General features: G+C 37.7%; 21 protein-coding genes. 7 read left to right on the top strand and 14 right to left on the bottom strand.

Features of this window, described 5'->3' with window-relative positions; genetic code table 11:
• Positions 1–45: 45 nt before the first annotated feature.
• Both D1B17_RS11250 and D1B17_RS11245 read right to left on the bottom strand, forming a co-directional pair.
• Positions 46–1,662 (bottom strand): ABC transporter permease, encoded by a 1,617-nt coding sequence (locus tag D1B17_RS11250; protein WP_120141637.1) that lies wholly within the window; start codon positions 1,660–1,662, stop codon positions 46–48.
• Positions 1,652–2,575, bottom strand: coding sequence for an ABC transporter ATP-binding protein (locus D1B17_RS11245; RefSeq protein ID WP_120141638.1), 924 nt, complete (start codon positions 2,573–2,575; stop codon positions 1,652–1,654). The genes D1B17_RS11250 and D1B17_RS11245 overlap by 11 nt, the downstream gene beginning before the upstream one ends.
• Positions 2,576–2,766: 191 nt before the next feature.
• Between D1B17_RS11245 and D1B17_RS11240 the strand changes: the two genes are divergently transcribed.
• A complete protein-coding gene (locus D1B17_RS11240) occupies positions 2,767–3,369 on the top strand; it encodes a TetR/AcrR family transcriptional regulator (RefSeq protein ID WP_120141639.1) in 603 nt (200 codons plus the stop codon).
• On the opposite strand, the gene D1B17_RS11235 is transcribed toward D1B17_RS11240, so the two are convergent.
• The gene (locus D1B17_RS11235; RefSeq protein WP_120141640.1) at positions 3,340–3,990 is read right to left on the bottom strand and encodes an endonuclease III domain-containing protein; all 651 of its coding nucleotides are present in this window, start codon (positions 3,988–3,990) and stop codon (positions 3,340–3,342) included. The genes D1B17_RS11240 and D1B17_RS11235 overlap by 30 nt on opposite strands.
• A 416-nt stretch (positions 3,991–4,406) precedes the next feature.
• Between D1B17_RS11235 and D1B17_RS11230 the strand changes: the two genes are divergently transcribed.
• Positions 4,407–4,679 (top strand): hypothetical protein, encoded by a 273-nt coding sequence (locus D1B17_RS11230; protein WP_120141641.1) that lies wholly within the window; start codon positions 4,407–4,409, stop codon positions 4,677–4,679.
• Positions 4,680–5,003: 324 nt separating this feature from the next.
• Here the strand turns inward: D1B17_RS11230 and pcp are convergent, their stop codons facing one another.
• The 9 genes from pcp to D1B17_RS11185 form a co-directional block, all read right to left on the bottom strand.
• The gene (pcp, locus tag D1B17_RS11225; protein WP_120141642.1) at positions 5,004–5,651 is read right to left on the bottom strand and encodes a pyroglutamyl-peptidase I; all 648 of its coding nucleotides are present in this window, start codon (positions 5,649–5,651) and stop codon (positions 5,004–5,006) included.
• A gap of 11 nt (positions 5,652–5,662) precedes the next feature.
• Positions 5,663–6,580, bottom strand: coding sequence for a DUF979 domain-containing protein (locus D1B17_RS11220; protein WP_120141643.1), 918 nt, complete (start codon positions 6,578–6,580; stop codon positions 5,663–5,665).
• Positions 6,581–6,592: 12 nt separating this feature from the next.
• Positions 6,593–7,249 (bottom strand): DUF969 domain-containing protein, encoded by a 657-nt coding sequence (locus D1B17_RS11215; RefSeq protein ID WP_120141644.1) that lies wholly within the window; start codon positions 7,247–7,249, stop codon positions 6,593–6,595.
• Between the two features lie 346 nt (positions 7,250–7,595).
• Entirely contained in the window at positions 7,596–8,327 is a 732-nt protein-coding gene (locus tag D1B17_RS11210; RefSeq protein WP_120141645.1) for a sulfite exporter TauE/SafE family protein, read from the bottom strand.
• Positions 8,328–8,527: 200 nt separating this feature from the next.
• Positions 8,528–9,994, bottom strand: coding sequence for a cardiolipin synthase (gene cls / locus D1B17_RS11205; RefSeq protein ID WP_120141646.1), 1,467 nt, complete (start codon positions 9,992–9,994; stop codon positions 8,528–8,530).
• 384 nt (positions 9,995–10,378) lie between these two features.
• Entirely contained in the window at positions 10,379–11,077 is a 699-nt protein-coding gene (locus D1B17_RS11200; protein ID WP_120141647.1) for a zinc metallopeptidase, read from the bottom strand.
• A gap of 5 nt (positions 11,078–11,082) precedes the next feature.
• On the bottom strand, positions 11,083–11,532 hold the full coding sequence (locus D1B17_RS11195) for a hypothetical protein (RefSeq protein ID WP_120141648.1): 450 nt from the start codon (positions 11,530–11,532) through the stop codon (positions 11,083–11,085).
• Between the two features lie 30 nt (positions 11,533–11,562).
• Complete coding sequence (locus D1B17_RS11190; RefSeq protein WP_120141649.1) at positions 11,563–14,355, bottom strand: YhgE/Pip domain-containing protein; 2,793 nt, start codon at positions 14,353–14,355, stop codon at positions 11,563–11,565.
• Positions 14,356–14,364: 9 nt separating this feature from the next.
• Positions 14,365–15,120, bottom strand: coding sequence for an alpha/beta hydrolase (locus D1B17_RS11185; protein ID WP_120141650.1), 756 nt, complete (start codon positions 15,118–15,120; stop codon positions 14,365–14,367).
• Positions 15,121–15,189: 69 nt separating this feature from the next.
• Here D1B17_RS11185 and D1B17_RS11180 point away from each other — a divergent pair, with 69 nt between their 5' ends.
• Positions 15,190–15,900, top strand: coding sequence for a ribonuclease H family protein (locus D1B17_RS11180; RefSeq protein WP_120141651.1), 711 nt, complete (start codon positions 15,190–15,192; stop codon positions 15,898–15,900).
• A gap of 393 nt (positions 15,901–16,293) precedes the next feature.
• Here D1B17_RS11180 and D1B17_RS11175 read toward each other — a convergent pair whose 3' ends face one another.
• Both D1B17_RS11175 and D1B17_RS11170 read right to left on the bottom strand, forming a co-directional pair.
• Positions 16,294–19,017, bottom strand: coding sequence for an HAD-IC family P-type ATPase (locus D1B17_RS11175; protein WP_120141652.1), 2,724 nt, complete (start codon positions 19,015–19,017; stop codon positions 16,294–16,296).
• Positions 19,018–20,155: 1,138 nt separating this feature from the next.
• Positions 20,156–21,085, bottom strand: coding sequence for a DUF1002 domain-containing protein (locus tag D1B17_RS11170; protein ID WP_240704476.1), 930 nt, complete (start codon positions 21,083–21,085; stop codon positions 20,156–20,158).
• Between the two features lie 190 nt (positions 21,086–21,275).
• Here D1B17_RS11170 and D1B17_RS11165 point away from each other — a divergent pair, with 190 nt between their 5' ends.
• The 4 genes from D1B17_RS11165 (at position 21,276) to D1B17_RS11150 (ending at position 25,800) form a co-directional block, all read left to right on the top strand.
• Entirely contained in the window at positions 21,276–22,331 is a 1,056-nt protein-coding gene (locus tag D1B17_RS11165; protein WP_120141654.1) for a D-alanine--D-alanine ligase family protein, read from the top strand.
• Between the two features lie 272 nt (positions 22,332–22,603).
• Positions 22,604–23,515, top strand: coding sequence for an L-lactate dehydrogenase (locus tag D1B17_RS11160; RefSeq protein ID WP_120141655.1), 912 nt, complete (start codon positions 22,604–22,606; stop codon positions 23,513–23,515).
• A 259-nt stretch (positions 23,516–23,774) separates the two neighbouring features.
• The gene (locus D1B17_RS11155) at positions 23,775–24,710 is read left to right on the top strand and encodes an L-lactate dehydrogenase (protein ID WP_120141656.1); all 936 of its coding nucleotides are present in this window, start codon (positions 23,775–23,777) and stop codon (positions 24,708–24,710) included.
• Between the two features lie 373 nt (positions 24,711–25,083).
• Positions 25,084–25,800 carry a GntR family transcriptional regulator gene (locus tag D1B17_RS11150; RefSeq protein ID WP_057892439.1) on the top strand — a complete coding sequence of 239 codons (717 nt, stop codon included), beginning with the start codon at positions 25,084–25,086 and terminating at the stop codon, positions 25,798–25,800.
• The last annotated feature ends 20 nt before the right edge of the window (positions 25,801–25,820 follow it).

Here is a 25,820-nt window from a genome sequence, read left to right as displayed (position 1 = left end):
CTGCATGTTTAAGACTAGAATAGTTATGTCACAGCCCCTTTTTGGTTAGTTTATAATCAAATCACGTCTCCGATAACCGATGTAACCAACAATGATTAAGGTAACGGCAATGCCAATTTGCCACCAGAAAGTAGCGACGTCAAAGTTTTTAACCGGTACATGGTTAATGAATCCAAATGGAGTTAATTTTTCCGTCCAATCAGGTAATTTCAATAACTTACCGAAGTATTGAATGAAAAATGCTAATACTAGATAGCCATAATTTAGTGTAGTTAATTTTGGCAACCAGCCGAGTAGGAAAGCTGAAATTCCAAGCATTAAAAGTAATGGTGATAGGTAACCATAGAAGCCTCGCATGAAGATTGACATAGCAATATGATGATTCATAACGGCGTTACCACCTGCGTACAAACCACAAATTCCAGCAAATAAAACCGCAATGCTTGTAACGGTTGCCAGTCCGAAAATAGAGAAGAATAGATTGAAACGACTGGTTTCTTTAGAATGAATTATTTCTAAGTAACCTTTAGCTTCACCTGATTTCAAATAATTAATCAGTGAGATTCCGGGAACTAAGGCTAAAGCAGCAAAAACAATCATTAAGATGGCTAGGAATTCTTTAATAATCAAAACGTTAGCAGCGTTGATAGCTTGGGTGTTTAATAATTGTTTCAACATTGGATTAGTTTTCAAAATATCGCCAATGGTATTGAATACTGAACCGTAAGTTGCGCCGAGGATCATGATACCGACAATCCAAACGATGATACTGACACGATTCAAACGCCAAAATAGTGATAAAGGATCATGAAGAAATACTGAAGCAGTCGCACGTCCAGGTTTCGTGGCAATCATACCAGAACCGATATCACGGTGATTGTTGAGGTAAAAAGCTAGTAGAATCAAAATTAAAGATAAGCCCAACATTAAGAAGACGGGTAACCAATTGTTATCTTTGTAAGTTGAAAATTTTTCGACCCAGCCCATGGGAATAAACCAAGTGTATTTAGGATGTGATACATCAGTAATCATCCGGGCAATATACATAACGCCGAAGATTAAATAAGAAAAGATAGTGGTTGTTCGGGAATTGTCTGTCAGTTGCGCTATAACGGCGGCAATGCAAGCAAACATGAAACCAGCAGCACCTAAGCCTAGACCTAGGAGAAAATTACCATTGAGATTGGTTCCAGTTAAATTGGCAAATTGTAGGCCGACCGCATAAATCAAACCAATACCGAAGTTAAACACAAAGCTTTCTAATAAAGCAGCTGTTAAATTAGATAGACGACCGACAGAATGGGCTTGAATCATTTCCAAAATACCAGATTCTTCTTCACCGCGAGTATTGTGGATGATGAAATAGAAATTCATTACTGCCGCGATAATGGCCATAAAGATGGTCATCTCGGAAGCAAATACATCGGCCGTTGTATAAGGACCAGCGGGCATTTTACCAAAGAGTGAAACCATAGCTGGTGTTTTGAGTGTTTTAATAATTTGGTCGATTGCTGATTTACTACCATAAAGACCAGTGAATTTAGCGGCTACACCGACGAACAAACCAATTAGGACAAGGGCCCAGATTGTTAATTTAGACCAATCACGCTTAAAACTAAAACGTGTTAGGAAAAACGTTCTTTGAAATCTTTCACTTTTCATGACGAGTGCCCCCGTTTGTAGAATCGTAGTAACGCATGAACAAGTCTTCTAGTGTTGGTGGGGTTGCTTGAAGAGAGATGATTTGCTTTTGAGACAAGTAGCTCATTGTATTTTCAAGATATTCGGAATCGACTGAAAGTGTAAGAGACTGATTATTTTCCATAACGACGTTATGAACACCAGGTAAAGTCTCAAGTTCAGGTGTAGGTTGAACCGTTTTGACTTTAACAACGGTTCTAGTCAAATGACGCATCTCATCAAGGGTACCTGTTTCAACGACTACACCATTACGAATGATTCCGATACGATCACACATTTTTTCAACTTCTGAAAGAATGTGACTAGATAAAAGTACGGATTTACCGGCTACTTTCAATTTAAGAACCTCATTTTGAAAAACTTCTTCATTAAGTGGATCTAGTCCTGAAGTTGGTTCGTCAAAAATATAAAAGTCAGCATCAGTCGAAAAAGCTGCAATCAAAGCCACTTTTTGTCGATTACCTTTGGAGTAAGTTCGAGCTTTTTTCGTGGGGTCGAGTTGAAATAGTTTAATCAGTTGATCAGTTTTACGGGAATGGTGACTGTGACCTAGTTTTAAGAAGAGGTCAATGATTTCACCACCAGTCAAATTAGGCCAAAGATAAACGTCACCTGGTACATAAGCAATACGTTTGTGAATTTCAACGGAGCTTTTGAAGACATCTTTGCCGAAGATAGTGGCTTTACCACCTGAAGCTCGCAAAATTCCTAAAATAGTTCTTATAGTTGTCGATTTACCAGCGCCGTTAGGTCCGATGAAACCAAAAACTTCCCCGGGATAAATATCAAAAGTGATATTTTTTAGAGCTTGAAATTTACCAAACTTCTTTTGTAAATGATCGATATGTAAGGTTGGTACATTTTCGTTCAACATAATAATTACCTCTAAAATGAAATATTTTTCTTGAATAGTTCACTATTTACCGAGTATATTAGGTCTGGGAAATGTCAAAGTCAACTGAGAAAAACGTTGATATTGAACTATTTAGAGGGCTTTTTTAGAAAGTCTTATTAGACCAATCAAAAAACTGAACTATTGTTATAAAAAAATTTGAGGTAATTATAATGACTAATAATTTACAGCGTAAAAAAGAAAAGAAACAGTTAATTTTGGAGACGGCACTTCAGACTTTTACTAAACAAGGCTACAAAAAAACCTCAATCGCGCAAGTTGCGAAAGAGGCTCACTCATCACAAGTGACATTATATAAATATTTTCCAAGCAAGGTTGCTTTGGCACGTGCAGTTATCATTAAACAAATTATTGATGGATACAAAGCGTGCGAAGATACTCTGGATAGTTCCAATGGGACTTTTGCGGAAAAAATGGAAATGATGATGTCGTATGGGGTGAACGTTGCTGATGCTATACATGATGATTTTGTCGTCTTCATGTATAACGAATTCAGTGGTAAAAATGGTGACGACAGCGTTATGAAAACTTATAACGAATACAAACATGGCTTTTGGAAAAGGTTGTTGGATCAAGGACGTGAAGAAGGCGCGGTTAATCCAGATATATCAGATGAGAGTGCCATAATTTATTTAGATATGTTTGTTAATTATGCGATGAATCCTAATCCAGTTAATGCTCATAGCGCAATTGAAATTAAGAATCATGAAAAGGATTTAATGCATTTATTCTTTTACGGTGTTATGGGCCGTTAAGTAAGGCAAACGTAGCTGGTAATCGTCGAAATAATCGCTCTTTAATTTACCGAATTCATCAATTAAGGCGTGTAATTCTTCAGCTTGCTTAGAATTGAATTTGAAATCGTGTTGAACGGCATTTTTTAATTGAATGTAAGTTGGTTTCTCCGTAAAGGTATGTAATTTAGTGAATAATTTCATCGAATAATTATCAGCAACAAAGGTTGGACGGTGGAAGTAGTAGAGTAATAAAACATCAGCCGTTTCATTACCAATACCTTTCATTGCAATGAGTCTTTTACGTAGCATTGGTGTTGGCAATTTAGACCATTCGTCAAAATTATCGCGGTAGGCGGTCAAGATTGAGCGTAAATAAATAGCCTTGTTGTGAAAGAAACCACTAGGTTGAATTAACTGTTCCATTTCTTCTGTTGATAAAGCTAACATTTTATCTGTCTCAAAATTGGTCGCCTGTTTTAGATTAGCTAATGACCGGTCGACATTTTTCCAATTGGTATTTTGAATTAAGATCATGCCCGAAAGCATGGCTTCGTTATTTTCAGCCGGCCACCAATTTTGGGGTCCGAGCTTGTTTGATAAAATTTCTAATAGGTCGTAAATAGTAATTTGTTTGTACAAAATAAAAATCCCCCTGAAGGTTATTATCCAATAAGATACTGAGTTTAGTAAAATAAGTCGTCTCCGATGCCGCCTCCAGGAGCAAAAACTTTAGGTCGTTATGGGGACCGACTTGAGCCGAAGAGCGGTCTCAAGTCTCGATTTTGAACTTCGCAAAGGACGCGAATTTCAAAACTCGTCCCGTGGTGTAATGGCTAAAGCCATTACACCACCTTCATAGCGACTTAAGGTTTTTGTTCCTTCTGGCTAGTCTATTCTCTGTTTCAGATAGCAGTTGGATGTCTTGAGAATTGTGGTATAAGCGTAATTGAGGACCAAATTATCCTTTGGAGACGTTTTCAAACACTTTTCCCTTTATTTCAGAAAATTATTAGTGTTACCATAATATACGCTGAATTAATTATGGGGGTGTAATTATGTTAGGTATTATTTTTGTTATAGGTTCAATAGCCTCCTTAATCCTTGAGAAATATGTGCTAGGGAATAACTCACATATTTGGTTAGGTGCTATCATTCCTGTTTCATCGATTATTTTTATCGGTTGGATGATGTTCACTGACCAAATGAAATTCGATGTTTTCAATATAATATTGGCCATTGTCTATGTATCACTAAGCTTTATTTTCTGGGGACAGGGAAGTGACCTTTATCATCAAAAGGTTGTAACTAAGAGAGTATTGGAGCGTTAAGCTTCGGTGCTCTTTTTTTGTTGCCGCAGGTAGGCGAGCATGAGGATGTCTGCTGTGGGACCGCCTAGAGCCAAGGTCTCTAGGCTCTATTTTGAGCTTCGCAAAGTACGCGAATCTCAAAATACGTCCGTGGTGTAAGAACGGAAAATCACCGTTCTAACGCCACTTTCACGGCTGATATCCTCATGCTCGCCTACCTGCTAGGTTATCTAAAACTTCAGTTATTGATTATTAATAAATTAGTTATTTATAAATATTGTTTTTAATCATAGCAAAAAAGACTCTTTCAAGTATAAGAGTCTTTTTTGCGAGTTGAACATGATTTTAATTTAATGAACCACCAATTGCTTCGATATCACCTTTGCCATCTTGTTTAACAATTGCTCCAATAGCGGCGGTGATTCCTGTTACATCATCTGCGAGTGATAAACAAGGTGTATCAGGTCGACTTACGACTTGGTTTGGTAAGAATGGGATGTGCATGAAACCGGCTTTTAGTTCGGGGAATTCTTTGTCGATCATGTATTGAACTTGGTACATGATGTGGTTGCAGACGTAGGTTCCGGCGGTTGTTGAAACGTAGCTTGGCAATCCGGCATCTAAAACAGCTTGAGCCATGGCTTTGACTGGTAACTGGGTGAAGTAGGCGTTTTGACCGTCTTCATGGATTGGTTGATTTCGTGGTTGGAAACCGGCGTTATCAGCAATTCTTCCGTCGTCAAAATTAATTGCAACTCGTTCTGGTGTTAAGGCATAGCGTCCGCCAGCTTGACCAATATCTAAAACGTAATCTGGTTTATTATCTAGGATTGCTTGGTGGACGACTTCGGCACATTTGTTAAAAATGGTAGGAATTTCAAGCTTAACAATTTCCGCACCTTCAATTTCATCGGGCAATTTTTTGACTGCCTCAATTGCCGGATTAATTTTATCTGTTCCGAATGGGTCAAAACCTGTAACTAAAATTTTCATAATTTTCCTCCTTAAAATGCTAAGAAATACATCAAAATAATTTGAATCACTAACATGCTCAATGCGATTGGGACTTGTTGCTTTATAACCCCAAGGTTATCTTTCATCTCCATCAGGGCCACTGGTAGTGAATTAAAGTTGGCGGCCATTGGAGTCATTAAGGTTCCACAATAACCGGTTGTCATACCTAAGGCAGCGACCACTGCTGGATTTCCACCTTGGGCAACGATAAATGGAACGCCGATACCAGCCGTTATAACGGCAAAAGCAGCGAAAGCATTTCCCATAATCATTGTGAAAATAACCATGGCGACACAGTAAAGGACAACGCCTAAAAGATGATTGCCGACAGGGAATATGCCGGAAATAGTTTTAGATGTAACTTCACCAACACCTGATGCGGTAAAAATAACGCCTAAAGTAGCCAACAACTGGGGCAAAATACCAGCGGTACCAACAGAACGAACCATTCTTTCACTATCATGGTAAGTTGTTTTGGCATCAGTTTTTGAAATAATCATCGCTATAATTAAGGCTACAACTGAAGCAATCCCGATACCAACTTGACCACCCAAATTAGTGAATTCACTAATTAAAATAGATAAAACGGCTAAAACGACACTGGGGAAGAACAGCCAGCCACCGAGCTTTTTAGCTGATTTTTCGGCAATCTCTTTGTTAACTTCTTTGATTTTACCAACTTTAATTTGCTTGAGCAGTGACAAAATACCGATAAAAACAATCAATAAACCAATGACAACGTTAGGTAAATACTTACCGATTGAGAAGATCAGTCCCAATATCAACCAAAAAAGTCCAGTCCCAATGCGTGCAGAATTTTCTTTGTCACGAAAAGACTCAATACTGGCAAAAATCATAATGATTCCCATTAAAATATAAAAAATTTCCAAAATATTGTTAACACTCATATTTCTAACCTCCTACTTGTTGAATTGTTTGTCGAATCTCATATTGTAATAACCAACGATGATGAAGGTAATGATAGCGACAGGAATAGAGTAGAGAACGATGCTAGTTGTAGAAACGGGATGTCCGAGTGACTTCATGGTACTTGCCATTAATAAGACACCACTAGAAGCGATGAAAAGATTTTGAGCAAAGAAATTACCAAAGTTGTCAGTGGCAGCGGCCCGAGCTTTAATCAAGTCAACTTGCTTAGGGGTTAAATTGTGCTTAACACTAGCGGCAGCTTGAGCCATAGGATTGATCAAAGGTCTGATGAACTGCACCTGACCAGAAAGAGCAATACCAAAGGCATCAGTAATTTCACGAATAGCTAGATAAATATTGAAAATTTTCCCAGCCGAGAGATTCTTAATCTTACTAATCCCGTTGACAGCCGCTTGTTTCATACCGTGACTTTCAACAACACCGATCATGGGAAGGGTGAGGAAGAATAGCGAAACCATCCGGTTATCCATGAAGCCTTTTCCAAGAATAGTCAAAATATGATCGATCGACATGCCAGATGCCAGACCGGTTGCTAAAGCAGCGGCAACAACCACGGCAATTGTGTCCAACTTAAAGGCAAATCCTAAGATAATTATAATAATTCCGATTAATTTAAGGTATTCCATGAGTTAGGACTCCCATCTTTTTAGATTTATGGGAGTAATTATAGCACCGTTTTTAATGATAATTGTCCTAATATTAAAAAATATTTAATTTTCATTAAAAATGAGCCTTTAATATTAGAAAAATTAATACATAAAGTAAATTTGGGGATAAAAAAAGTTCAGATATTATGCCAAAGTGGGCATATATCTGAACTTTTTTACAGGATTGTCTAAATTTGAAAGTTCCAAAATAAACTTTAAGTTATGTTGTTCTAGTTTTTCAAAGTTTAAAGATAATAACTACGTATATTCAAAAAAACGAATCATCACTCCTGGAGGCGGAATCCCACAGCATACCTTTAAAAATTTAGTGTTTGATAAGCAAAATCAAACCAAAGATAATCAAAATGGCATAAACATACTTGGTAAAATGTTGGCTATCGATTTTAGAACCAATCCAATTGCCTAAAGGAACAACGATAAACAGCAATGGGATGATAATTGCCAGTAATTTAACAACTTCGATATTCCACATTCCTGAAGACACTTGGCTCAAAACAACCAAAGTTCCCACGCAGACAAAATGTCCTTGCAGGATACCCTTTAATTTATCCGCATCCCATTTTTTAGCTGTACCGTAAACTACGATTGGTACACCATGACTATTGAATGAAGCTCCGAGAATTCCAGACACGATACCGGCCAAATAGTCGTAGCGGTCGCTGAGATGCAACTGACTGGTTCTGGGATGTCTGAGTGTATATAAGTTATAAACGCCATAGACAATGATAAAAATGCCTAAGACACGCATGATTATGATTGGTGAGCCTAATTTGATAATTAAGATACCGACAGGAATACCCAAAATAGAACCTAAGACTAATCGTTTTAAAGTAGCGAGGTCTATGTGTTGCCGATATTTGATTGCGACGGGGATGGCAACTAATAAACCCAAGGCTCCGATTAAGGCAGTTGACGTTTGAAGGTCAAAGGAGATTAAAGCAAGTAGTGGCATTGTGACTAGTGCTTCGCCAAATCCGAAAACAGTTCGCATTAAAGCACCGAAAAGGGCAATTAAAACAACTAAAAAATATGTCATTATGTGTAATTCCTTCCAAAATAAGAGAGTGGGACAAAACATGTTCAGTTTTCGAGCATTAAGGCAAATGTCCCCAGTAATCCGATTTTGGATTGCTGGGGACATTTGTTTTAAGCGGAAAAAGCTATGTTTTGTTCCACGTTTATGCTGCATGTTTAAAGACGACAATAGTTTTGTCCCAAACTCTTTTAATATTGATTTTAAAGAATAGGTGACAACAATCTGGAGAATCGTTGTTTGAAGTGTAACCAAGCACCTTGTTCTTTAATAATTTCTGGTGTTAAGAAGATTGAATCTTCCATATCTTTTTCAAAAGCTCGTACCAATTTATGAGAAACTTTCGCATCATAGATAAAGGCATTTGCCTCGAAGTTTAATGAATAACTTCTAAAGTCATGATTCATAGAACCAACTGAACAAATTTTACCATCGAAAACGGAAGTTTTTGAGTGCAAGAAGCCCTTTTGATAACTATAAATTTTGATGCCATAAGTTGTTAATAAATTGGCATAGTATTGGGTGGCCCGATAAATGAAGGGATGATCAGGCATACAAGGAATCATGATTCTGACATCGACACCAGAACGGGCGGCAATTGTTAGGGCAGTAAACATCGCATCATCTGGAACCAAATAAGGCGATTGAATCCAAACACTCTTTTTAGCACTAACTATCATATCAATGAATCCATCTTTCAAAATTTCCTCACGGCTATCCGGTCCGTCAGAAATAATTTGAATAGGTAGGTTAGCTTCTATATTGAACTTATCGGATGGAAAATATTTTTCTAAGAAAGCCAAAGGTTTGGCATTACGATCAAGTGAAGCATTCCAATCTCTAAAGAAGCGCTCCTGCAACAACAATGTAGCTGCACCAAAGATTCGTGAGTGTGTATCACGCCAATAACCAAATTTTTCAGTTGTATTGACATATTGGTCGCCAACGTTAAAACCACCGATCCAACCAATTTGACCGTCAATAACAACATTTTTTCGGTGCAAGTGATAGTTTAAACGTGTTTTGGCGATAACGTTTTTGGACGTGATAAATGGCAAGACTTCGCCACCGGCAGCTTGAAATTCTTTGAAATAACGTGGCTTAGTACCACCAGAACCCCATGGGTCATAGAGTAAACGGACTTCCAAACCTTCTTTAGCTTTTTGCGTTAAGAGTTTTAAAAACTCGTCCCCAATATGACTTTTGATGAAAGCATAATATTCAACGTGAACTGTTTCTTTGGCGTTGCGGATATCTTCAAACATATCTCTGAATTTTTCTTTACCATCGAAATAAAGTTCAATCTCATTATGGCGTGTTAAGGGAGCCTCTTCGGTTTCGTTGAAAAAACGAATGATGTGATCAGCATAACGTGTTTCGTCGTATCTAGAAGCGTTTTGAGGACGTTTCTGGGCAGCAATCGCCATTCGTTTCAACTGACTTAAACTGTAATGCTCTTGCTTACTGATATTGAAGATTTTTTCCTGCGCAATTCCACGACCGAGGAACGCATAAATAAGGAATCCTACAATTGGCAATAAGACAAGGACTAAGATCCACGCCCAAGTAGTAACGATATTACGTGGTCTATGGAAAACAGTGATCAGTGCTGAAACCGTATTGACTACTAAGATAATGAGAATTAGCCAGATGATCCAAATATCAATCATAAAATAAATTCCCCTCTATTATTCATACTTGAAAGTTTACTTCAAAATCATTATAAAATCTATTGTTTGGTGGGGGCCGCCAACAGAAGAGTGGGTGTCTGCCTGCTGTGGGACCGACCTGAGCCAAGGTCTCAGGTCTCGATTTTGAGCTTCGCAAAGTACGCGAATCTCAAAATACGTCCTGTGCTGTAACGGCTAAAGCCGTAACACCACTGTCACTGCTGGCAGACACCCACTCTTCTGTTGGCTAGTTTGTTTTAAATGGGCAGTGTTATTGATATACTCTAGTGTTATAAATTACCGTTAAGTGCAAAAAAAGATATTTAAATCGTTCTATAAATTAATAACAACCCCAAAAATAAAAAAGCCGCTTACGCGACTTTTTTAATTACGATTGTCACCAAAGACTAGGATTAAACGTAAGAGTTGTAATGCTGTTGAAATTGCTGCAGCGACGTATGTTAAAGCGGCTGCGAACAAGACTTGTTTTACCATTGGTACTTCATCGTTATCGAGGATGTCACCTGATCCTAAGATCTTGATGGCACGGCCTGAAGCGTTGAATTCAACTGGTAATGTTACGACTTGGAATAAGACTACTAAGGCAAATAGCCAAATTCCGATGGTAATTAGTGTGTGGTTCATTCCTAATAGAGCACCGATAATAATCAATGGAATTGATGCGTTTGAACCGAGGTTAACGGCTGGAACTAATGCAGCTCTGACGCGCATGGGAACGTAACTTGTTTGATCTTGGATTGCGTGTCCACATTCATGGGCTGCAACGCCGATAGCCGCTACTGAGGTGGAATCGTAAGTTGATTCGGATAAATTTAACGTCTTATTACCTGGATTGTAATTATCGGTCAAATTCCCGCTAACTTTATTTATTTGAATATCTTGTAGTCCGGCACTATCTAAAATATATCTCGCAGCATCCGCACCGCTTTTGCCACGGTGACTTGTAAATTGATCATATTTTTTAAAATTATGATTTACATACCATGATGCCCACATACTGATAGCCAAACCAATGATTATCAACAGATAGCTGGGACCAAAACCATAACCATATCCGTACATAGATGTTAACTCCTCTTTAATAAATTGTTGTTAGCAATATTATAGCCATTATTTGTGAAGTTTTCTTGAATAATACGATCTAGTTGATTGATTTCAATTGTTTCTAAATGTAGTTGGTCTTTTAAAAAGACTAATAATCGTTGTGAAATTTCTTGTTTTTCTGCGGTGGTTAAATTTGCGAAAGTCACGATTAAAGCAGCATGTTTCTTTTCTAAATCGACATCGCTTAACGAAATGGCAGCGACAATTTCGTCGTGATGTTTTCTTTGAATGAACCAATAGATGCCATCGTTACGCATAATTGTTTTGGCAGTATCAGAAATGTAGTGGGTCGTTGGATCAATCTCCATGCCAAGAAATTCACTGACTTCTTTTAAATTGAAGTGTGTTGGGAAATCCCAGAAAAAATTCTCAGTTATGAAAGGTCGATAAGATTTCATTTTTATATCAGACATTAAAATAATTTCTCCCTCTTTCAAACCAAATTATTCGATGATCATACTCTTCTTAGCACTCTTATGTAACTTGTGCATGAATGGCTTGATCTTCTCAGTTGTGAGTAAGCCTAGTAAGTAGAAGACGACACCAAAAGCTACTAATATAATAATATCTTTGGTTGCGTTAGGCCAATATATTCCACCGACTGATTCACGAATCAGGTTAACGGCATAAGTAAATGGCAAGTATGGGTTAATGATACGGAAGAAACCATCAGATAGGACGACAGGGAAGTTACCACCGGCACCGGAAATCGAAAGCACCAGAATGATGATTCCTAGTCCCTTACCGACCGTTCCAAACATTTGCACGAGTGAGTACAGAATCGAGATGAAGACGAAACTGACCAGCATACAGAACAGTACCAACCAAACTTTTTCCTTCGTATAAGCGTGAAGGATAAATAAGTTACCAAGGGCAGCGGCAATGGCTTGGAGTTGGTTTAAGAAACCAAAGGTTAGGTAACGGCCATTGAAACGTTGCTTGAATGAATAACGATACTTTTGACGGTCATTCAATTGGAAATGAACTGTGAAGACACTTGATAGTAGTAAAGCACCAACCCAGATACACAATGCCAAGTAGAATGGGGCACTGGCAGATCCGTAATTTGGCACATCATAAAGGTTTTCTTGTTTCAACTTAACTGGGTTAGAGAAGAAGTCAGATTCCTTATTAGCGTCTGATTTCATTAACTTAATCAAAGCACCAAGGTCGACGTCTTTTTCGCCCTTCTTCAATAGTTTAGCTGAGTGATGAACGTCTTTCTTCAACTGTGGCCAGTCGTTAACGGCGAAGTCATTAGCAGTTGAGAGAGCTTTTTCAAGTTCAGGTGTCTTGGAATTGACTAAGTTTAACGTTGTCGTCAACTCGTTTTCAATTTGTGGCAATTGATATTGAACGAAGAAGGTAGCAGTAGCCATCTTTTTCTTCAATTGTGGATAGTCAGTATTGTAGAAATCATTGACCAGATTAATACCAGTGATGATGTTGCTCATATTACCATTAAGCAATTGGTTAGCACTGTGAATTTCAGTACCGACAGCAGGCAATTGTTTTTGATATTTTTGAAGGTAAGTTAAAGCTGTCTCGAGGACACCCTTAGTGTTGTTCAAAAGTCCTGGGATGGCTGGGATGATATTGTTATTAACTTGATTCAAAGTAGAACTAGCATCTTTTAGAAGTGTTGAAACATCGTTGATTGTGTTAGAAACACTGTCCATGACGTTAAGATCTTTAATTGCACTTACACCATCAGCAATTTTATCTGACTGTGTTTGTAAGTCGGCTAATTTGTCCTGTAAAGCGGTAGTATCAAGGTCAGTATAGTTGTCCAAGATATCATTTGCTTTAGCTGCTAGGGCATCGTTAAGTGCTGCTAGGTCATTCAAACGACTGATAGGCTTATTGAAGATAGTTGTTTGATCGTGACCTAATTGTTCAGCCAATCTGTTGTAGAAGTTTTGCAGGTCAGTTAGTGATGAAGCTAATTGAGAACTTACTTTAGACATTTGTGTGGCGTCATCAGCAACGTTTTGAATAACTTGTTTGAGTTGTTCTTTCAATTCTTGGTTCTTAGGATCAGCCTTGATTTTGTCGATCAAAGTATTGATGTTTGACATTGACGTACTGATTTGTTTAGCAATTGTGATAATCATTGATAGACCAGTATCAACAGTTGTTTTAATAACTGGTAATGCTTGTTGGATCTTTGGAATCAATTCATTGTTAACTTTGTTAGTAGCGTTCTCGGCGTCTTGTCCCAGTTGTTGAATATCTGGCATAACGTTTTGAACCTTGTTGACAACGTTAATTCCGTTTTCAACTTGAGTGATACTGTTGTCCATTAAATTAGAAATCTTTCCAAAATCATTATCAATTTCGTTAACTTGCGAACCAGCGCTTTGGATTTGTGGAATCTTCGTTTGTAAATCCTTGGCAGCAGTACCACCAGCATCGGCTAGCGGTAGGAAGTTATTCAAATTGACCAGTTTTTGGGCATCTTGATTTAGTAGTGGCATGTAGCCATACATATCATTAACTTGTTGTAATTTTTGGTTCAAATTAGGAACAATTGTGTTGGCTTGTTGAACTTTGTCCATGATATCTTGTAGTTCAGGCAAGTTGTCATCAGTTGTGACCAACAATGCTGAAAGACGTCTTAACATTGGTAAATTATGCTCAATATCAACACCAGACTTGTTCAAAACCTTTGTAACGGTCTTACTGATTGTCCCAATAAATTCATCTGAGATAGTATTTTGTAACGTCGTCGCACCTGTCTCAGTCAGCTTCGGGGCGATGGCGTTTATTTTCTGATTAACTTTGAAGACCAGGGCTGGCTTCTTGATATTACCTGATAAGAAACTAACGATATCCTTTGAGAAGTTTTTAGGAATGTAAATACCAGCATAGTATGAACCATCCTTAACTCCTTGGTCTAGTTGTGCTTTGGAATCAACGAAGGTCCAACCTAACTTGTGGTTCTTTTTTAGGTTATCGATCAGTTGATCACCAATTTCAATTTTTTGACCTTCAAGTTTAACTGATTGATCATCTGAATAAACAGCAACTTTCAAGTCACTTGTGTTGGAATATGGATCCCATAAGGCCCAAACATTAAACCAACAATAAAGACATGGCAAAATAATCAAAGCTAACATTAACAATGTTGCGGGCTTTGACTGCAAGGTCCTTTTTATATCTAATCTGAATAGCTCCCAAGCTTTGATAGAAATCCCCTCCAACTCTCTGTGTAAAAGTGCATGACGTATTGTCATTATATAACGTTATGATAACGGATTGTAGTAAATGAACCCGTTGACTGTATCTAAAATCTCAGAATCATCATGTAACATCGAATGTTCAGCGTTAGTACCTTTCATTGAATATTCGGTATATTCCTTTGCTCGTGGTGCGAGAATGTAAGAAATTGACTTTGCTGATGTAACGGAGATATATTTGTCACTATTCGAATGGTCGCCGACGTTACCGTAAATATTTAAAACGCGGAGATCATCGGATACATTGTTACGATTCATAAATATTCTAAAATATGTTGGACTCATAAAAGCAGGACGTCCATTTGGCTTGATCCGGTTGATGTTGGGAAGATCACCTAATCCTAAAATACCGTTGAACGGTCCAGCAATGAGTACTAATTTTTTAAGTCGAGGCATATAAGGACGCATTTTTTCCCTTAGATTGACTAGAACTAAAGCGACAGCACCTAAAGAGTGTCCAATGGCGTCATATGTAGTAAATTCATGTTTTAAACGCAAATCAAATAAGAGTTTCACTAACCAATATTCCATTTGGTTACTGCCAACCCACTTGTTTTGAAAAACAACTTGAACGATAGGATGTTCATCATCAGTCCAAGTTCCCTCATATGTTACTTTACCGCGCCAATTAATAATTGCTTTGAGAAATTGGCCTTTTTTCTTACCATTACATTCCAAAGCAGATTCAATCATTTTTTCTGTCGTATAATCTCCACCACGAAATCCGTGGATGTAGAGTATCGGCCATTGCCCATTTTTCATAAATTCACCCCAACAAGATATTATTATATAATTATTATTGAGAAATTTTAACCAAATGAGGTATGACAATTGCAAAAATATTATGCAGTGAGACGTGGAAAGAAACCTGGAATCTATTTAACTTGGCCAGAATGTAAGGCACAAGTCGATGGATTTGCCGGTGCTAGATATAAAAGTTTTCCTGATCGAGCCCAGGCTGAAGCGTTTCTTGGTGGCAAGGATTCTTACGTAAAGAGTACAACGAATCAAAAATCTAAGCCACAAACAAAAGCAACAAAACGAACGGTGTCAGATATAAAAGATTTTGAAACGGTCGTTTATACTGATGGTGGTTCTAGAAACCATGGTAACTATAAGGGTGGTCATGTAAAAGAGACAGATAAAGGCGCTTGGGCCTATCATATCAGTAATCATGACGAAGTTTTTGAAGGTACAGCAGGCGAATTTGGGGTAACAAATAACCGCATGGAGATATTGGCCCTGATTCAAAGTATTAAACGATTAAATGAATTAAAAATCAATCAACAAAATACGATATTTGTCTTAGATTCGAAGTATGTTTTGAATGCAATCACCCAAAATTGGTTGACAGGTTGGAAAAAACGTGGCTATAAAAAGGCTGATGGCAGTGTTCCAGCCAATGTTGAATTGTGGAAGGAATTGGATAGTTTATTGCCAACTGTTCCGAAAAAAACTTTTGAGTGGACTAAGGGTCATGCTACTAATATAGGAAATAATCGGGTTGATGAATTGTTGAATGAGACCATGGATAAGATGTGAGTTCCGCCTCCAGAATCAAGAAATTTAGGTCGCTATGGGGACCGACTTGAGCCCAAAAAGCGGTCTCAAGTCTCGATTTTGAACTTCGCAAAGTACGCGAATTTCAAAAGTCGTCCCGTGGTGTAATGGCTAAAGCCATAACGCCACCTTCACAGCGACCTAAATTTCTTGATTCTTCCGGCTAAGGCATTTAACTTTAGAATTTAATGGTAAAAAATAAAAAAAGGGTTTGGGATAAAACTATTGTTGCCTTTAAACATGCCGCATAAACGTGGAACAAAACATAGCTTTTTCCGCTTAAACCAAACAAGACCCGCAATCCAAAATCGGATTACGGGTCTTGTTTGCCTTAATGCTCGAAAGCTGAACATGTTTTGTTCCACTCTTTTTAAATTATTTAATATTTCGTTGTAACAAATGGAAACGAATGAATTTCCCAAGTTCAGTTACAATCAAGACAATAACCCCGGCAATGATTGGGATGAGCCAACCATAGGTGAAGTTGATGTTGGTTGTGTGGAAAATTGATTGCATGAATGGAAGGTAAATGATTCCTAACTGCAAGACAATCAAGATTCCAATGATGTAGAAGGCCATCTTGTTTTGGAAGAAGTATTTGGAAATAACGGGATGGTCATTTCGTAAGTTGAATAGGTAGAAGATTTTACCAAAGATGATGATATTTAATGCCATCGTACTACCAACTACTTCGGGCATACCTTTACCTGTTAAGAGATCAAATGCCCAGATTCCTAGTCCGGAAATTAGCAAGGAAGCGTAGACGATTTCAAAGGTATCTAATTTCGTCAGTAATCCTTGTTTAACATTTCTAGGTCCTCGAGCCATGATGCCTGCTTCTGGTGGTTCAAAGATGAAAGCAAACTGGATTGTTAAAGCTGAAACCATGTTGATCCATAACAATTGAGCTGGATAAAGTGGCAAATCTTGTCCTAGAAGGATACTGATTACTACAATCAATCCTTCCGCAAAACTGGTTGGCAGTAAGAAACGAATGGTTTTACGAATGTTATCGAAAACATGTCGTCCTTCGCGAACAGCTACCACGATATCAGCAAAGTCATCATCGGCTAAAACCATGTTGGCTGATTCTTTGGCAACTTCAGTACCCTTAATACCCATAGCAACACCAATGTCGGCTTGTTTCAAGGCTGGAGCATCATTGACACCATCACCGGTCATAGAAACAACGTGATTATTAGCTTGCTGAGCACGCACGATTCGCAGTTTATTAGCTGGAGTAGTTCGGGCAAAGACGTTGTAATTATCGATCTTAGCATTTAGTTCGTCATCAGACATGGCATCAATTTCGGGACCAGTGACTGCACGGATGACTGAGTCTAAGTCTAATTTTTTGGCGATTGCTGAAGCAGTATCAGGATGATCACCAGTAATCATTTTGACCTTAATACCGGCCATGCGTAATTCGTGAATTGATTTACGCGCTTCTTCACGAGGAGGGTCGATGATACCAACCATTCCGGCTAAAGTTAAACCATTAATTTGGTCGGACTGAATTTCTTCAACGTCGTCATCAACTAATTTGTAAGCTAAGGCGACGACACGTAATCCTTCAGATGAAAGTTCTTTGATTTTATTGTTCCAATAATCTTCGTCAGTTGAATTAGTTGAAGCGTTAATGATTGTAGTTGGTGAACCTTTGACCATTAAAACACGTTGATTATTTAAGTTGGCTAGACGAGCTGAAAAACGAAAGGCTGAATCAAATGGTAGAGAATCAATTTCGTCGACTTCAGGGTCAACACCAGTCATTTTACGGTACAAAGTTGTTAAAGCACCGTCAGTTGGTTCACCATTTAGTTCCCAACGATTATTTTCAAAATGAAGTTGAGCATCGGTAGTTTGACCAGCAATATCAACTAACCATTTCATGCTTGGATCACTTTGCCAGTCATATGTTTGACCGGCGAGTTTTAAGCTACCTTCAAAATCGACTCCGCCGTCAGCATCGTAACCAACACCAGTGACATCAAAATCATGGGTTGGTGTGACGACCTTTTTAACGGTCATTTCGTTTTTAGTTAAAGTACCTGTTTTATCGGTATTAACGATATCAACAGCACCTAAAGTTTCTACAGCGGGTAATGACTTGACGATTACGTTACGCTTGGTCATCTTCCGAGTTCCCATAGCTAAAACGACAGAGGTACTAGCGGGGAGACCTTCAGGCATGGAACCAACAACCATCGTTATAACGGCTATCAATAAGGTTGGTAAGCTGTAAGTATCAATGAAATATCCAATAATAAACAAGGCAACCGCAGCAATTAAGATGGCGATTGAGAGGCCGAATCCTAATGAATTCAAGTTTTGCATCAAAGGAGTGGGCTTTTCTTTGACGGATTCGACTGAATTTTGAATTTGACCAATTTCGGTATCGCCAGCAGTTGCAACGACAATTCCTAAACCAGAACCGTGAGTAACAGCCGTTGAAGCATAAACCATGTTTTTCCGTTCAGCTAAAGGTAACTTTGTATCAGGAATAGCTTCTTCAATTTTTTCAACAGCGTTTGTTTCACCGGTTAGAGTGGATTCTTGAACACTTAAATTATCGGCGGAAATTAGACGTAAGTCAGCAGGGACAGCGTCACCGGCTTCAAGATTGACTAAATCACCAACAACTAACTCGCGGGCATCAATCTCCAACTTTTCACCGTCACGGAAAACGAAGTTTTTGGAAACTAGCATTTCTCGAATTTTTTCCAAGGCGTTACCAGCTTGTTGTTCTTGAACGTAACCGATAATAGCGTTGGCGATAATAACCAAGCCAATAACGATGGAATCAGAGTAGCGATGCATCAAGAAAGTCATGATGGCGGCTGCCGCTAGGATATAGATGATACTGTTGTTAAATTGTTTGATGAATTGGATAAACTTCGATTGCTTCTTAACTTCCAACTCATTGCGACCATTACGATCTAGGCGACGTTTTACTTCAGCACTGGTCAAACCGTCTTCGGTGTTAGTTTGAAAAGTTTTACCTACGTCTTCCTCACTTAGTTGCCATAATTTTTGTGAGTTTCTCGGGGGTTCTTTGGAATTATCTTTGGAACTCGTATTGCTTTCTTCTAGTAACATTTAATTTGTTTACTCCTATTTAGTTGTATTTATCTGTTAAATTATGATAGATCTGCTCAATGAAGACCAATTTGCCCACTTCCTTTCAATTATTTGCCGAATGCCTTTTAGTTCCTCAGCATTTGTATAATTACACGTGGTGCTAGTTAAATATGCCGCCTCCAAGAGCAAGAAATTTTGGTCGCTATGGGGACCGATTCGAGCCAAAGAGCGGTCTCGCATCTCGATTTTGAACCTCGCAGAAAGCGCGAGTTTCAAAAGTCGTCCCGTGATGTAAGGGATAAATCCCTAACGTCACCTGCACAGCGACCAAAATCTCTTGCTCTTTCCGGCTAGTTCTTTAAATCAAAAGTTAAATCCACAGTCAAAAAAATTAACTAGCACCGTGTGTGTATAATTATATTTGTGTATATTATGATATGGGGCTTAATGTCTATTGTCAAAGGATATTTATCTCATTTATATTGATGACTACCGTTCAACTAGATTAATGAGTAGCTATTAATCAATTGATTTTGAATAAAATAATTTATATCATCTAAAATAAGTGTTGTTTGATACTTATAGAGTGTTGTAAACAGTTGATTTCAATTTGTTCATCACTTATAATGACAAATGAAAAGAGACCACAAGAGTGACGTTCTTGTAGTCTCAAACATCAGACGGAAAATGGTTTACTAATGGGTAAGACTAATCTAAGTGATTAGTCTTTTTTAGTGTCTTAGCTTTCACATATACGAAATATGCTTTCGACAAGTAATAAACACTAATTGCAAACTCTAAGAGCTGCAAAACCACACCTTCGACCTTATCCTGGTTATCAAGTCATACACCTCCATCAAAACGGAATAGGCGAGAGGTGTTGCACCATTAAACGTTCTGACTAAAGTCAACAAAGGTAATGAGCCTTTGAAAGCATGATTCTGATTGTAGTATATAAAAATTTAACTTTGCTTGTATTAAAAAATGAACGATAGTTGAGAGTGGGACAAAACATGTTCAGCTTTCGATCATTAAGGCAAATAACCCCAGTAATCCGATTTTGGATTGCTGGGGTCATTTGTTTTAAGCGGAAAAAGCTATGTTTTGTTCCGCGTTTATGCTGCATGTTTAAATAGTTGGTAAATATAAGAACGGATTAATTAAATAGTCCGCTGAAGAATGAAACAATGCTGTCCCAAATCTTTTGTAAGAAGTTACGATTTTCTTGAGTATTTAAGTTGTTAAAAATATTTTTAGCTTTACTCATGATATCGTTGCTCAATTTTGAAGCTTGTTCCTTGAAGTTTGAGTTCTTCAAAGCACCTGAATCTCTGATTTGAACCATCAAGTTGATGATTTGTTGTTTTTGATTATCGTTGATGATGTTTTGTAAATTGTTCTTTTGTAAGTTGTTATTTACAATTGTTGTGATCTGGTTAACGGTGATGTTATCGCCTTTTTGAGCCATATCTGACTTAATACCAGCCACAGCGTTATTTAATTGTTTATCAGAATAGCCATTTGTACCTTTGTTGGCATCGGTAATTCCACTCAAGACGTTCATTTCTTTTTGAGCGGCGTTAACTTGGCTTTGATTCAATGTATCGCCACTATTTGAATAAGCTGCGTAGATACCTGCTAGGGCACCTGAGCCATCAATTGGGGTAGCTGATGTTACATAGATATTGGCATCGCTAATACCAGCCGTAACAGCAGCATTACGATATTGGTCAGCTGTAATGGTAGTGATATTATTTTTACCATTGTAGTCAACGATCTTAACGTTGATACCAGAACCAGATGATGTCTTTTGAATCAAGGCTGATGACCAAACACCAGAGTTACTTGTGAAAGAATTTCCACTAGGATTTAAATATTTAACTAATGTATCACCAGTAACAGTGATGGTTTTGTAATTACTATTGTTAATTTGTGATGATAGGGCATTGACTGTCCCTTGACGTTGGTCAGCAGTTAAAGATGTTCCTAAAGTCATAACTGGTTGATCACTTAGATCATCGGCTTTAACACTTTGTGCTGAAAAGATTCCCAGCGTGATTACAGATAATAAACCTAATAAAATGATATTTAATTTTTTCAAGGTTGTTACCCTCCTTAATGCCAATTAAACCAAAAATGTGTGAAAAATTCGAGAAGTTCGCAAAAAAAATTTAAAAACCTGAATTTCAAAATGGTTTTTTGCCCGCCATTGTGCTATTCTGTAGGTTCTAGGATTACGCTTAAGTAATAAATTTAAAAGGATTAGGTGAAACACAATGAAAATTGTCGTTCTTTCAGGTGGAAGAAGTACAGAAAGAAATGTTTCTTTATCTTCCGGAGTTAAAATCACCAACGCACTACGTAGTAAGGGTTATGAAGTCGCATACGTTGATTCATTTTTAGGTAAGGATGTTGATGAAGATAAGATTGATGATCTTTTTACAACTGAACCAGAAAACGAAAGTAAACTTGTCATTGATGATGAAGTTTTAACTGATGAAAAAATCAATGCCCTTCGTACTGACGGAACTCGCGGTCTACTAGGTCGCAACGTTCTTAAAATTTGCCAACATGCCGATATTGTCTACATGGGACTACACGGTGAAGATGGTGAAAATGGTAAGATGCAAGCAGTTTTTGATGTCTTTGATATCAGATACACAGGTAGTGGCTCACTTGCTTCAGGACTTGCCATGGATAAGAAGTATTCTAAAGAAATTTTTGTTCAAGATAAGATTCCAACAGCCAAGTACACAACAACTAAGACAGCTAAAATCTTATCTGAAGATATTCCATTCAATTACCCAATGGTAGTTAAACCATCAAATGGTGGTTCAAGTGTCGGAACACATATCGTTGAAAATGCGACTGAATTAAGAGAATCAGTTGCGGACGCTTTACAATTTGATAGCGAAGTCTTGATTGAAGAATATATCAAGGGCCGTGAATTTTCAGTCGCTATCGTTGATGGCTTGGTTCTTCCAGCCGTTGAAATCGCCGTTGATACAGGTTGGTACGATTTCCAACACAAATTCCAAGAGAACAATGTAACTCACTTCATCACACCACCAGAAAACTTAGATGATGAAACACATGCTCAGATGCAAGCTTTGACAAAGAAAACTTTTGAAGCTTTAGGTATGAGTAACTATGGACGTGTTGATTTCTTACTACGTGATGGTCAATTGTACGTTATGGAAGCCAACACCTTGCCAGGTATGACACCATTATCATTGATGCCAAGAGAAGCAGAAGCTGTGGGTATTTCATATCCTGACTTATGTGAAAGAATCATTAAGAGTAAAATGAAATATTACGAAGAAAAGCTTTAATTATTTAGAAGCAAGAGTGGAACAAATAAGTTCAACTTTCGTGTCTTAAAACAAGTGGCTTCGGTAATCCAATTTGGGATTGCTGGGGCTATTTTTGTATCTACACTACACATTTAAAGAAAATAATGGCTTTGTTAAAAGCCCACTAGGAAGCCGACTGGAACCAAGTTTTTCTTCAAAGGCTTACATCTCGGGTTAAACTTTCTCTAAAGACTAATGTATGATGTATAGAGAAGTTGTTTTAAAATCTTTGATTGTGAGGAGTTTTATTTATGACTAGAAAAATTGGTATTATCGGTATGGGTAACGTTGGTGCCGCATGTGCCCACTATATTGTAGCTGGTGGATTTGTTGATGATTTGGTTTTGATCGACAAAAATGAAAAGAAGGTCAAGGCTGATGCTTTGGACTTTGAAGATGCGATGGCCAACTTGCCATACCATACTAATATTTTTGTAAATGATTATTCTCAATTAGATGATGCTGATATTATTATTTCTGCTGTCGGCCATATTAAGTTGATTGGTGGAGATCATCCGAACCGTTTTGGTGAATTAAAACCAACTGGTGAGTCAGTAACTGATGTTGCTGAAAAAATTAAGCAAACGAAGTTTAACGGAATCATGGTGGTTATTAGTAACCCTAATGACGTCATGACTTCAATGTATCAACAAATCCTTGGTTTCCCTAAGGAACGTGTTATCGGTACTGGTACTTTGCTCGACTCAGCTAGAATGAAACGTGCGGTTGGAAAAGCCTTCTCTGTCGATCCTCGTTCAGTTTCTGGTTATAACTTGGGTGAACACGGCAATTCTCAATTTACAGCTTGGTCAACAGTTAAAGTCATGGATCAACCAATTGAAAAGTTGGCTAAAGATTCTGGACTTGATTTGGAACAAATTAATGAAGATGTCCGTATGGGTGGATTTACAGTCTTTGATGGTAAAGGTTATACAAACTACGGAGTTTCAACAGCGGCAGTCAGATTGTCATTGGCAATTTTAAATGACGCACATATTGAATTACCTGTATCAAATTATCGTGAAGACTACGGAGTTTACTTATCGTATCCAGCAATCGTTGGTCGCAATGGTATCTTGAAACAATTGCAACTTGATTTGCCTCAAGAAGAATTAGATAAATTACAAGCTTCAGCTGACTACATTAAAAAGAATCTTAAATAGAATAAAAGAGTGGGACAAAACATGTTCAGCTTTTGAGCATTAAGGCAAATGGTGCCAGTAATCCGATTTTTGGATTGCTGGCACCATTTGTTTTAAGCGGAAAAAGCTATGTTTTGTTCCACGTTTATGCTGCATGTTTCAAGGCAAAAGTAGTTTTGTCCCAAATTCTTTTTGAAAAAAATAGATTTATTAATTAATTTTTAATGATATTAGAGTATAATGGCAACACAACTTATTTTGAACTGAGAGGTAGATTGATATGACAAGAAAAGTAGCAATTATTGGAACAGGTAATGTTGGTGCCGCATGTGCCCATTATATCGTTAGCAGTGGATTTGTTGATGACTTGGTCATGATTGATATTAATGAAAAGAAAGTTCAGGCCGATGCCTTAGATTTCGAAGATGCGATGGCTAATTTGCCATTTCATACAAATATTTTCGTTAATGATTACTCTCAGTTGGACGACACAGATGTAATTATTTCTGCAGTGGGAAAGATTAAATTGCAGGATCGCGTGGAACCAGACCGTTTTGCCGAATTAGATTACACAAGTAATGCCGTAACTGATGTAGCTACCAAGATTAAAGCAACTAAGTTTAATGGGAAAATCGTTGTCATTAGTAATCCTAACGATGTAATGGTTTCAATTTATCAAGAGATTACCGGATTGCCTAAAGCACACGTTATGGGAACTGGAACATTATTAGATTCAGCGAGAATGAAACGTGCCGTGGGTGCTGCATTGAATGTAGACCCCCGTTCAGTTCAAGGTTATAACTTGGGTGAACATGGTAATTCTCAATTTACAGCCTGGTCGACAGTTAAAGTTTTGGATCAATCAATTTCACAGTTAGCTGAAAAAGATGGTTTGGATTTGGATAAATTAAATGATGATATCCGAATGGGTGGATTCACAGTCTTTTCAGGGAAAAAGTATACCAATTATGGTATTTCCACAGCAGCAGTTCGTTTGACATTAGCCATTTTGAATGATGCATATATTGAGTTGCCTGTTTCTAATTTCCGTGAAGAATATGGAGTTTACTTATCATACCCAGCAATTGTGGGCCGTGATGGAATTGTGAAGCAGATTCAATTAGACTTGCCACAAGAAGAATTGGATAAATTGCAATATTCAGCTGATTATATTAAGAGTAAATTGCCTGAAGGAATCGTAGAAAGTGATTCTTAAGATAGAAGCCATAGCAGAAACCAATAAATAAAAATTAATCAAAAAATAGATAAATTTTATCGAAAAGAACGCATGCATAACGCTACGTTCTTTTTTGCTGATTACTAATATATCAAATGGTATAACCACTTAATAAATTCATTAATGAAAAAAGAATATACATTTGAAAAATTGGTTAGACCAATTTTTAACTGGTATCTTTTCAAGAACCGTTCTTAAAAAGTACCACTCAATCGGGGTGTTAATGAAAGCGTTGATATAACTGATTTTCTTGAATAAACCACCAAGAAAACGGTCTATTCCTTTTGTTGTTTTATCATCTGTAACCGTATACAATGGTCTTGTGGTTGATACCAGAAAGGATTCGATTCGTATGAAAATTACTCTTCAAGAACAGTTAATCAACTTGCTGACTAATTACATTCAAACTTTACCAGCCAATGCTAAATTACCTTCCGAAAGGGAACTAGCTGAAAAGTACGAATTATCACGAACAACTGTCAGGGCCGCTTTGATGGAACTGGAAGTTACTGGGATGATTCGTCGGGTTCATGGCAAAGGCACTTTTGTTAATAGGGTTGATCTAAATAGCGATTTGAATAGTAGTTACAGTTTCAATAAGCAGATGATATCGCTGGGGAAAAAACCACAAACTAAAATTCTTAGTTTTGAACGAAAGGAGGCCAATGCATATTTTGCTAAGAATTTGGAAACTGAAGTGGGTAGTCAAATAATCAAGATCAAGCGGCTCCGGTTTGCTGATGGAATCCCAGTAATGCTAGAGCGGACTTATCTACCGGCTGACCATTTCAATTTAATGACTGAATCGATGTTGAGCAATCGATCATTATATTCAGTTTTCTCAGAAGAGTTCAATGAACAAGTTTATTATGCTGATGAGTATTTTCTTGCCGGCATAACTAGTGCCAATGATAGTAAGTATTTAGATATCAAAGAAGGTGCACCTTGTTTGAACCTCAGACGACAGACTTATGATCCACACAATCAAATTATTGAGTTTACTTTGAGCGTTGCCAGAAGTGATCAATTTGCATATCACATTCGACACGATATCAGTAATAAATCCTAAGGAAGAGTAAACATTTGGAG

Origin of the sequence: Companilactobacillus zhachilii (assembly GCF_003606365.2) — a bacterium.
GTDB classification, from domain to species: Bacteria; Bacillota; Bacilli; order Lactobacillales; family Lactobacillaceae; genus Companilactobacillus; species Companilactobacillus zhachilii.
The sequence above is the reverse complement of the archived record's forward strand: the minus strand, read 5'-3'. Positions and strand labels throughout refer to the sequence as shown.

Excerpts from the sequence above, each read along its gene's own strand:
- D1B17_RS11215 (WP_120141644.1), bottom strand. The coding sequence starts at position 7,249 with ATGGAATACCTTAAATTAATCGGAATTATTATAATTATCTTAGGATTT.
- D1B17_RS11250 (WP_120141637.1), bottom strand. The coding sequence starts at position 1,662 with ATGAAAAGTGAAAGATTTCAAAGAACGTTTTTCCTAACACGTTTTAGT.
- D1B17_RS11210 (WP_120141645.1), bottom strand. The coding sequence starts at position 8,327 with ATGACATATTTTTTAGTTGTTTTAATTGCCCTTTTCGGTGCTTTAATG.
- D1B17_RS11165 (WP_120141654.1), top strand. The coding sequence starts at position 21,276 with ATGAAAATTGTCGTTCTTTCAGGTGGAAGAAGTACAGAAAGAAATGTT.
- cls (WP_120141646.1), bottom strand. The coding sequence starts at position 9,994 with ATGATTGATATTTGGATCATCTGGCTAATTCTCATTATCTTAGTAGTC.
- D1B17_RS11190 (WP_120141649.1), bottom strand. The coding sequence starts at position 14,355 with ATGACAATACGTCATGCACTTTTACACAGAGAGTTGGAGGGGATTTCT.
- D1B17_RS11175 (WP_120141652.1), bottom strand. The coding sequence starts at position 19,017 with ATGTTACTAGAAGAAAGCAATACGAGTTCCAAAGATAATTCCAAAGAA.
- D1B17_RS11200 (WP_120141647.1), bottom strand. The coding sequence starts at position 11,077 with ATGTACGGATATGGTTATGGTTTTGGTCCCAGCTATCTGTTGATAATC.
- D1B17_RS11245 (WP_120141638.1), bottom strand. The coding sequence starts at position 2,575 with ATGTTGAACGAAAATGTACCAACCTTACATATCGATCATTTACAAAAG.
- D1B17_RS11160 (WP_120141655.1), top strand. The coding sequence starts at position 22,604 with ATGACTAGAAAAATTGGTATTATCGGTATGGGTAACGTTGGTGCCGCA.
- D1B17_RS11230 (WP_120141641.1), top strand. The coding sequence starts at position 4,407 with ATGTTAGGTATTATTTTTGTTATAGGTTCAATAGCCTCCTTAATCCTT.
- D1B17_RS11150 (WP_057892439.1), top strand. The coding sequence starts at position 25,084 with ATGAAAATTACTCTTCAAGAACAGTTAATCAACTTGCTGACTAATTAC.
- pcp (WP_120141642.1), bottom strand. The coding sequence starts at position 5,651 with ATGAAAATTTTAGTTACAGGTTTTGACCCATTCGGAACAGATAAAATT.
- D1B17_RS11155 (WP_120141656.1), top strand. The coding sequence starts at position 23,775 with ATGACAAGAAAAGTAGCAATTATTGGAACAGGTAATGTTGGTGCCGCA.
- D1B17_RS11185 (WP_120141650.1), bottom strand. The coding sequence starts at position 15,120 with ATGAAAAATGGGCAATGGCCGATACTCTACATCCACGGATTTCGTGGT.
- D1B17_RS11220 (WP_120141643.1), bottom strand. The coding sequence starts at position 6,580 with ATGAGTGTTAACAATATTTTGGAAATTTTTTATATTTTAATGGGAATC.
- D1B17_RS11240 (WP_120141639.1), top strand. The coding sequence starts at position 2,767 with ATGACTAATAATTTACAGCGTAAAAAAGAAAAGAAACAGTTAATTTTG.
- D1B17_RS11195 (WP_120141648.1), bottom strand. The coding sequence starts at position 11,532 with ATGTCTGATATAAAAATGAAATCTTATCGACCTTTCATAACTGAGAAT.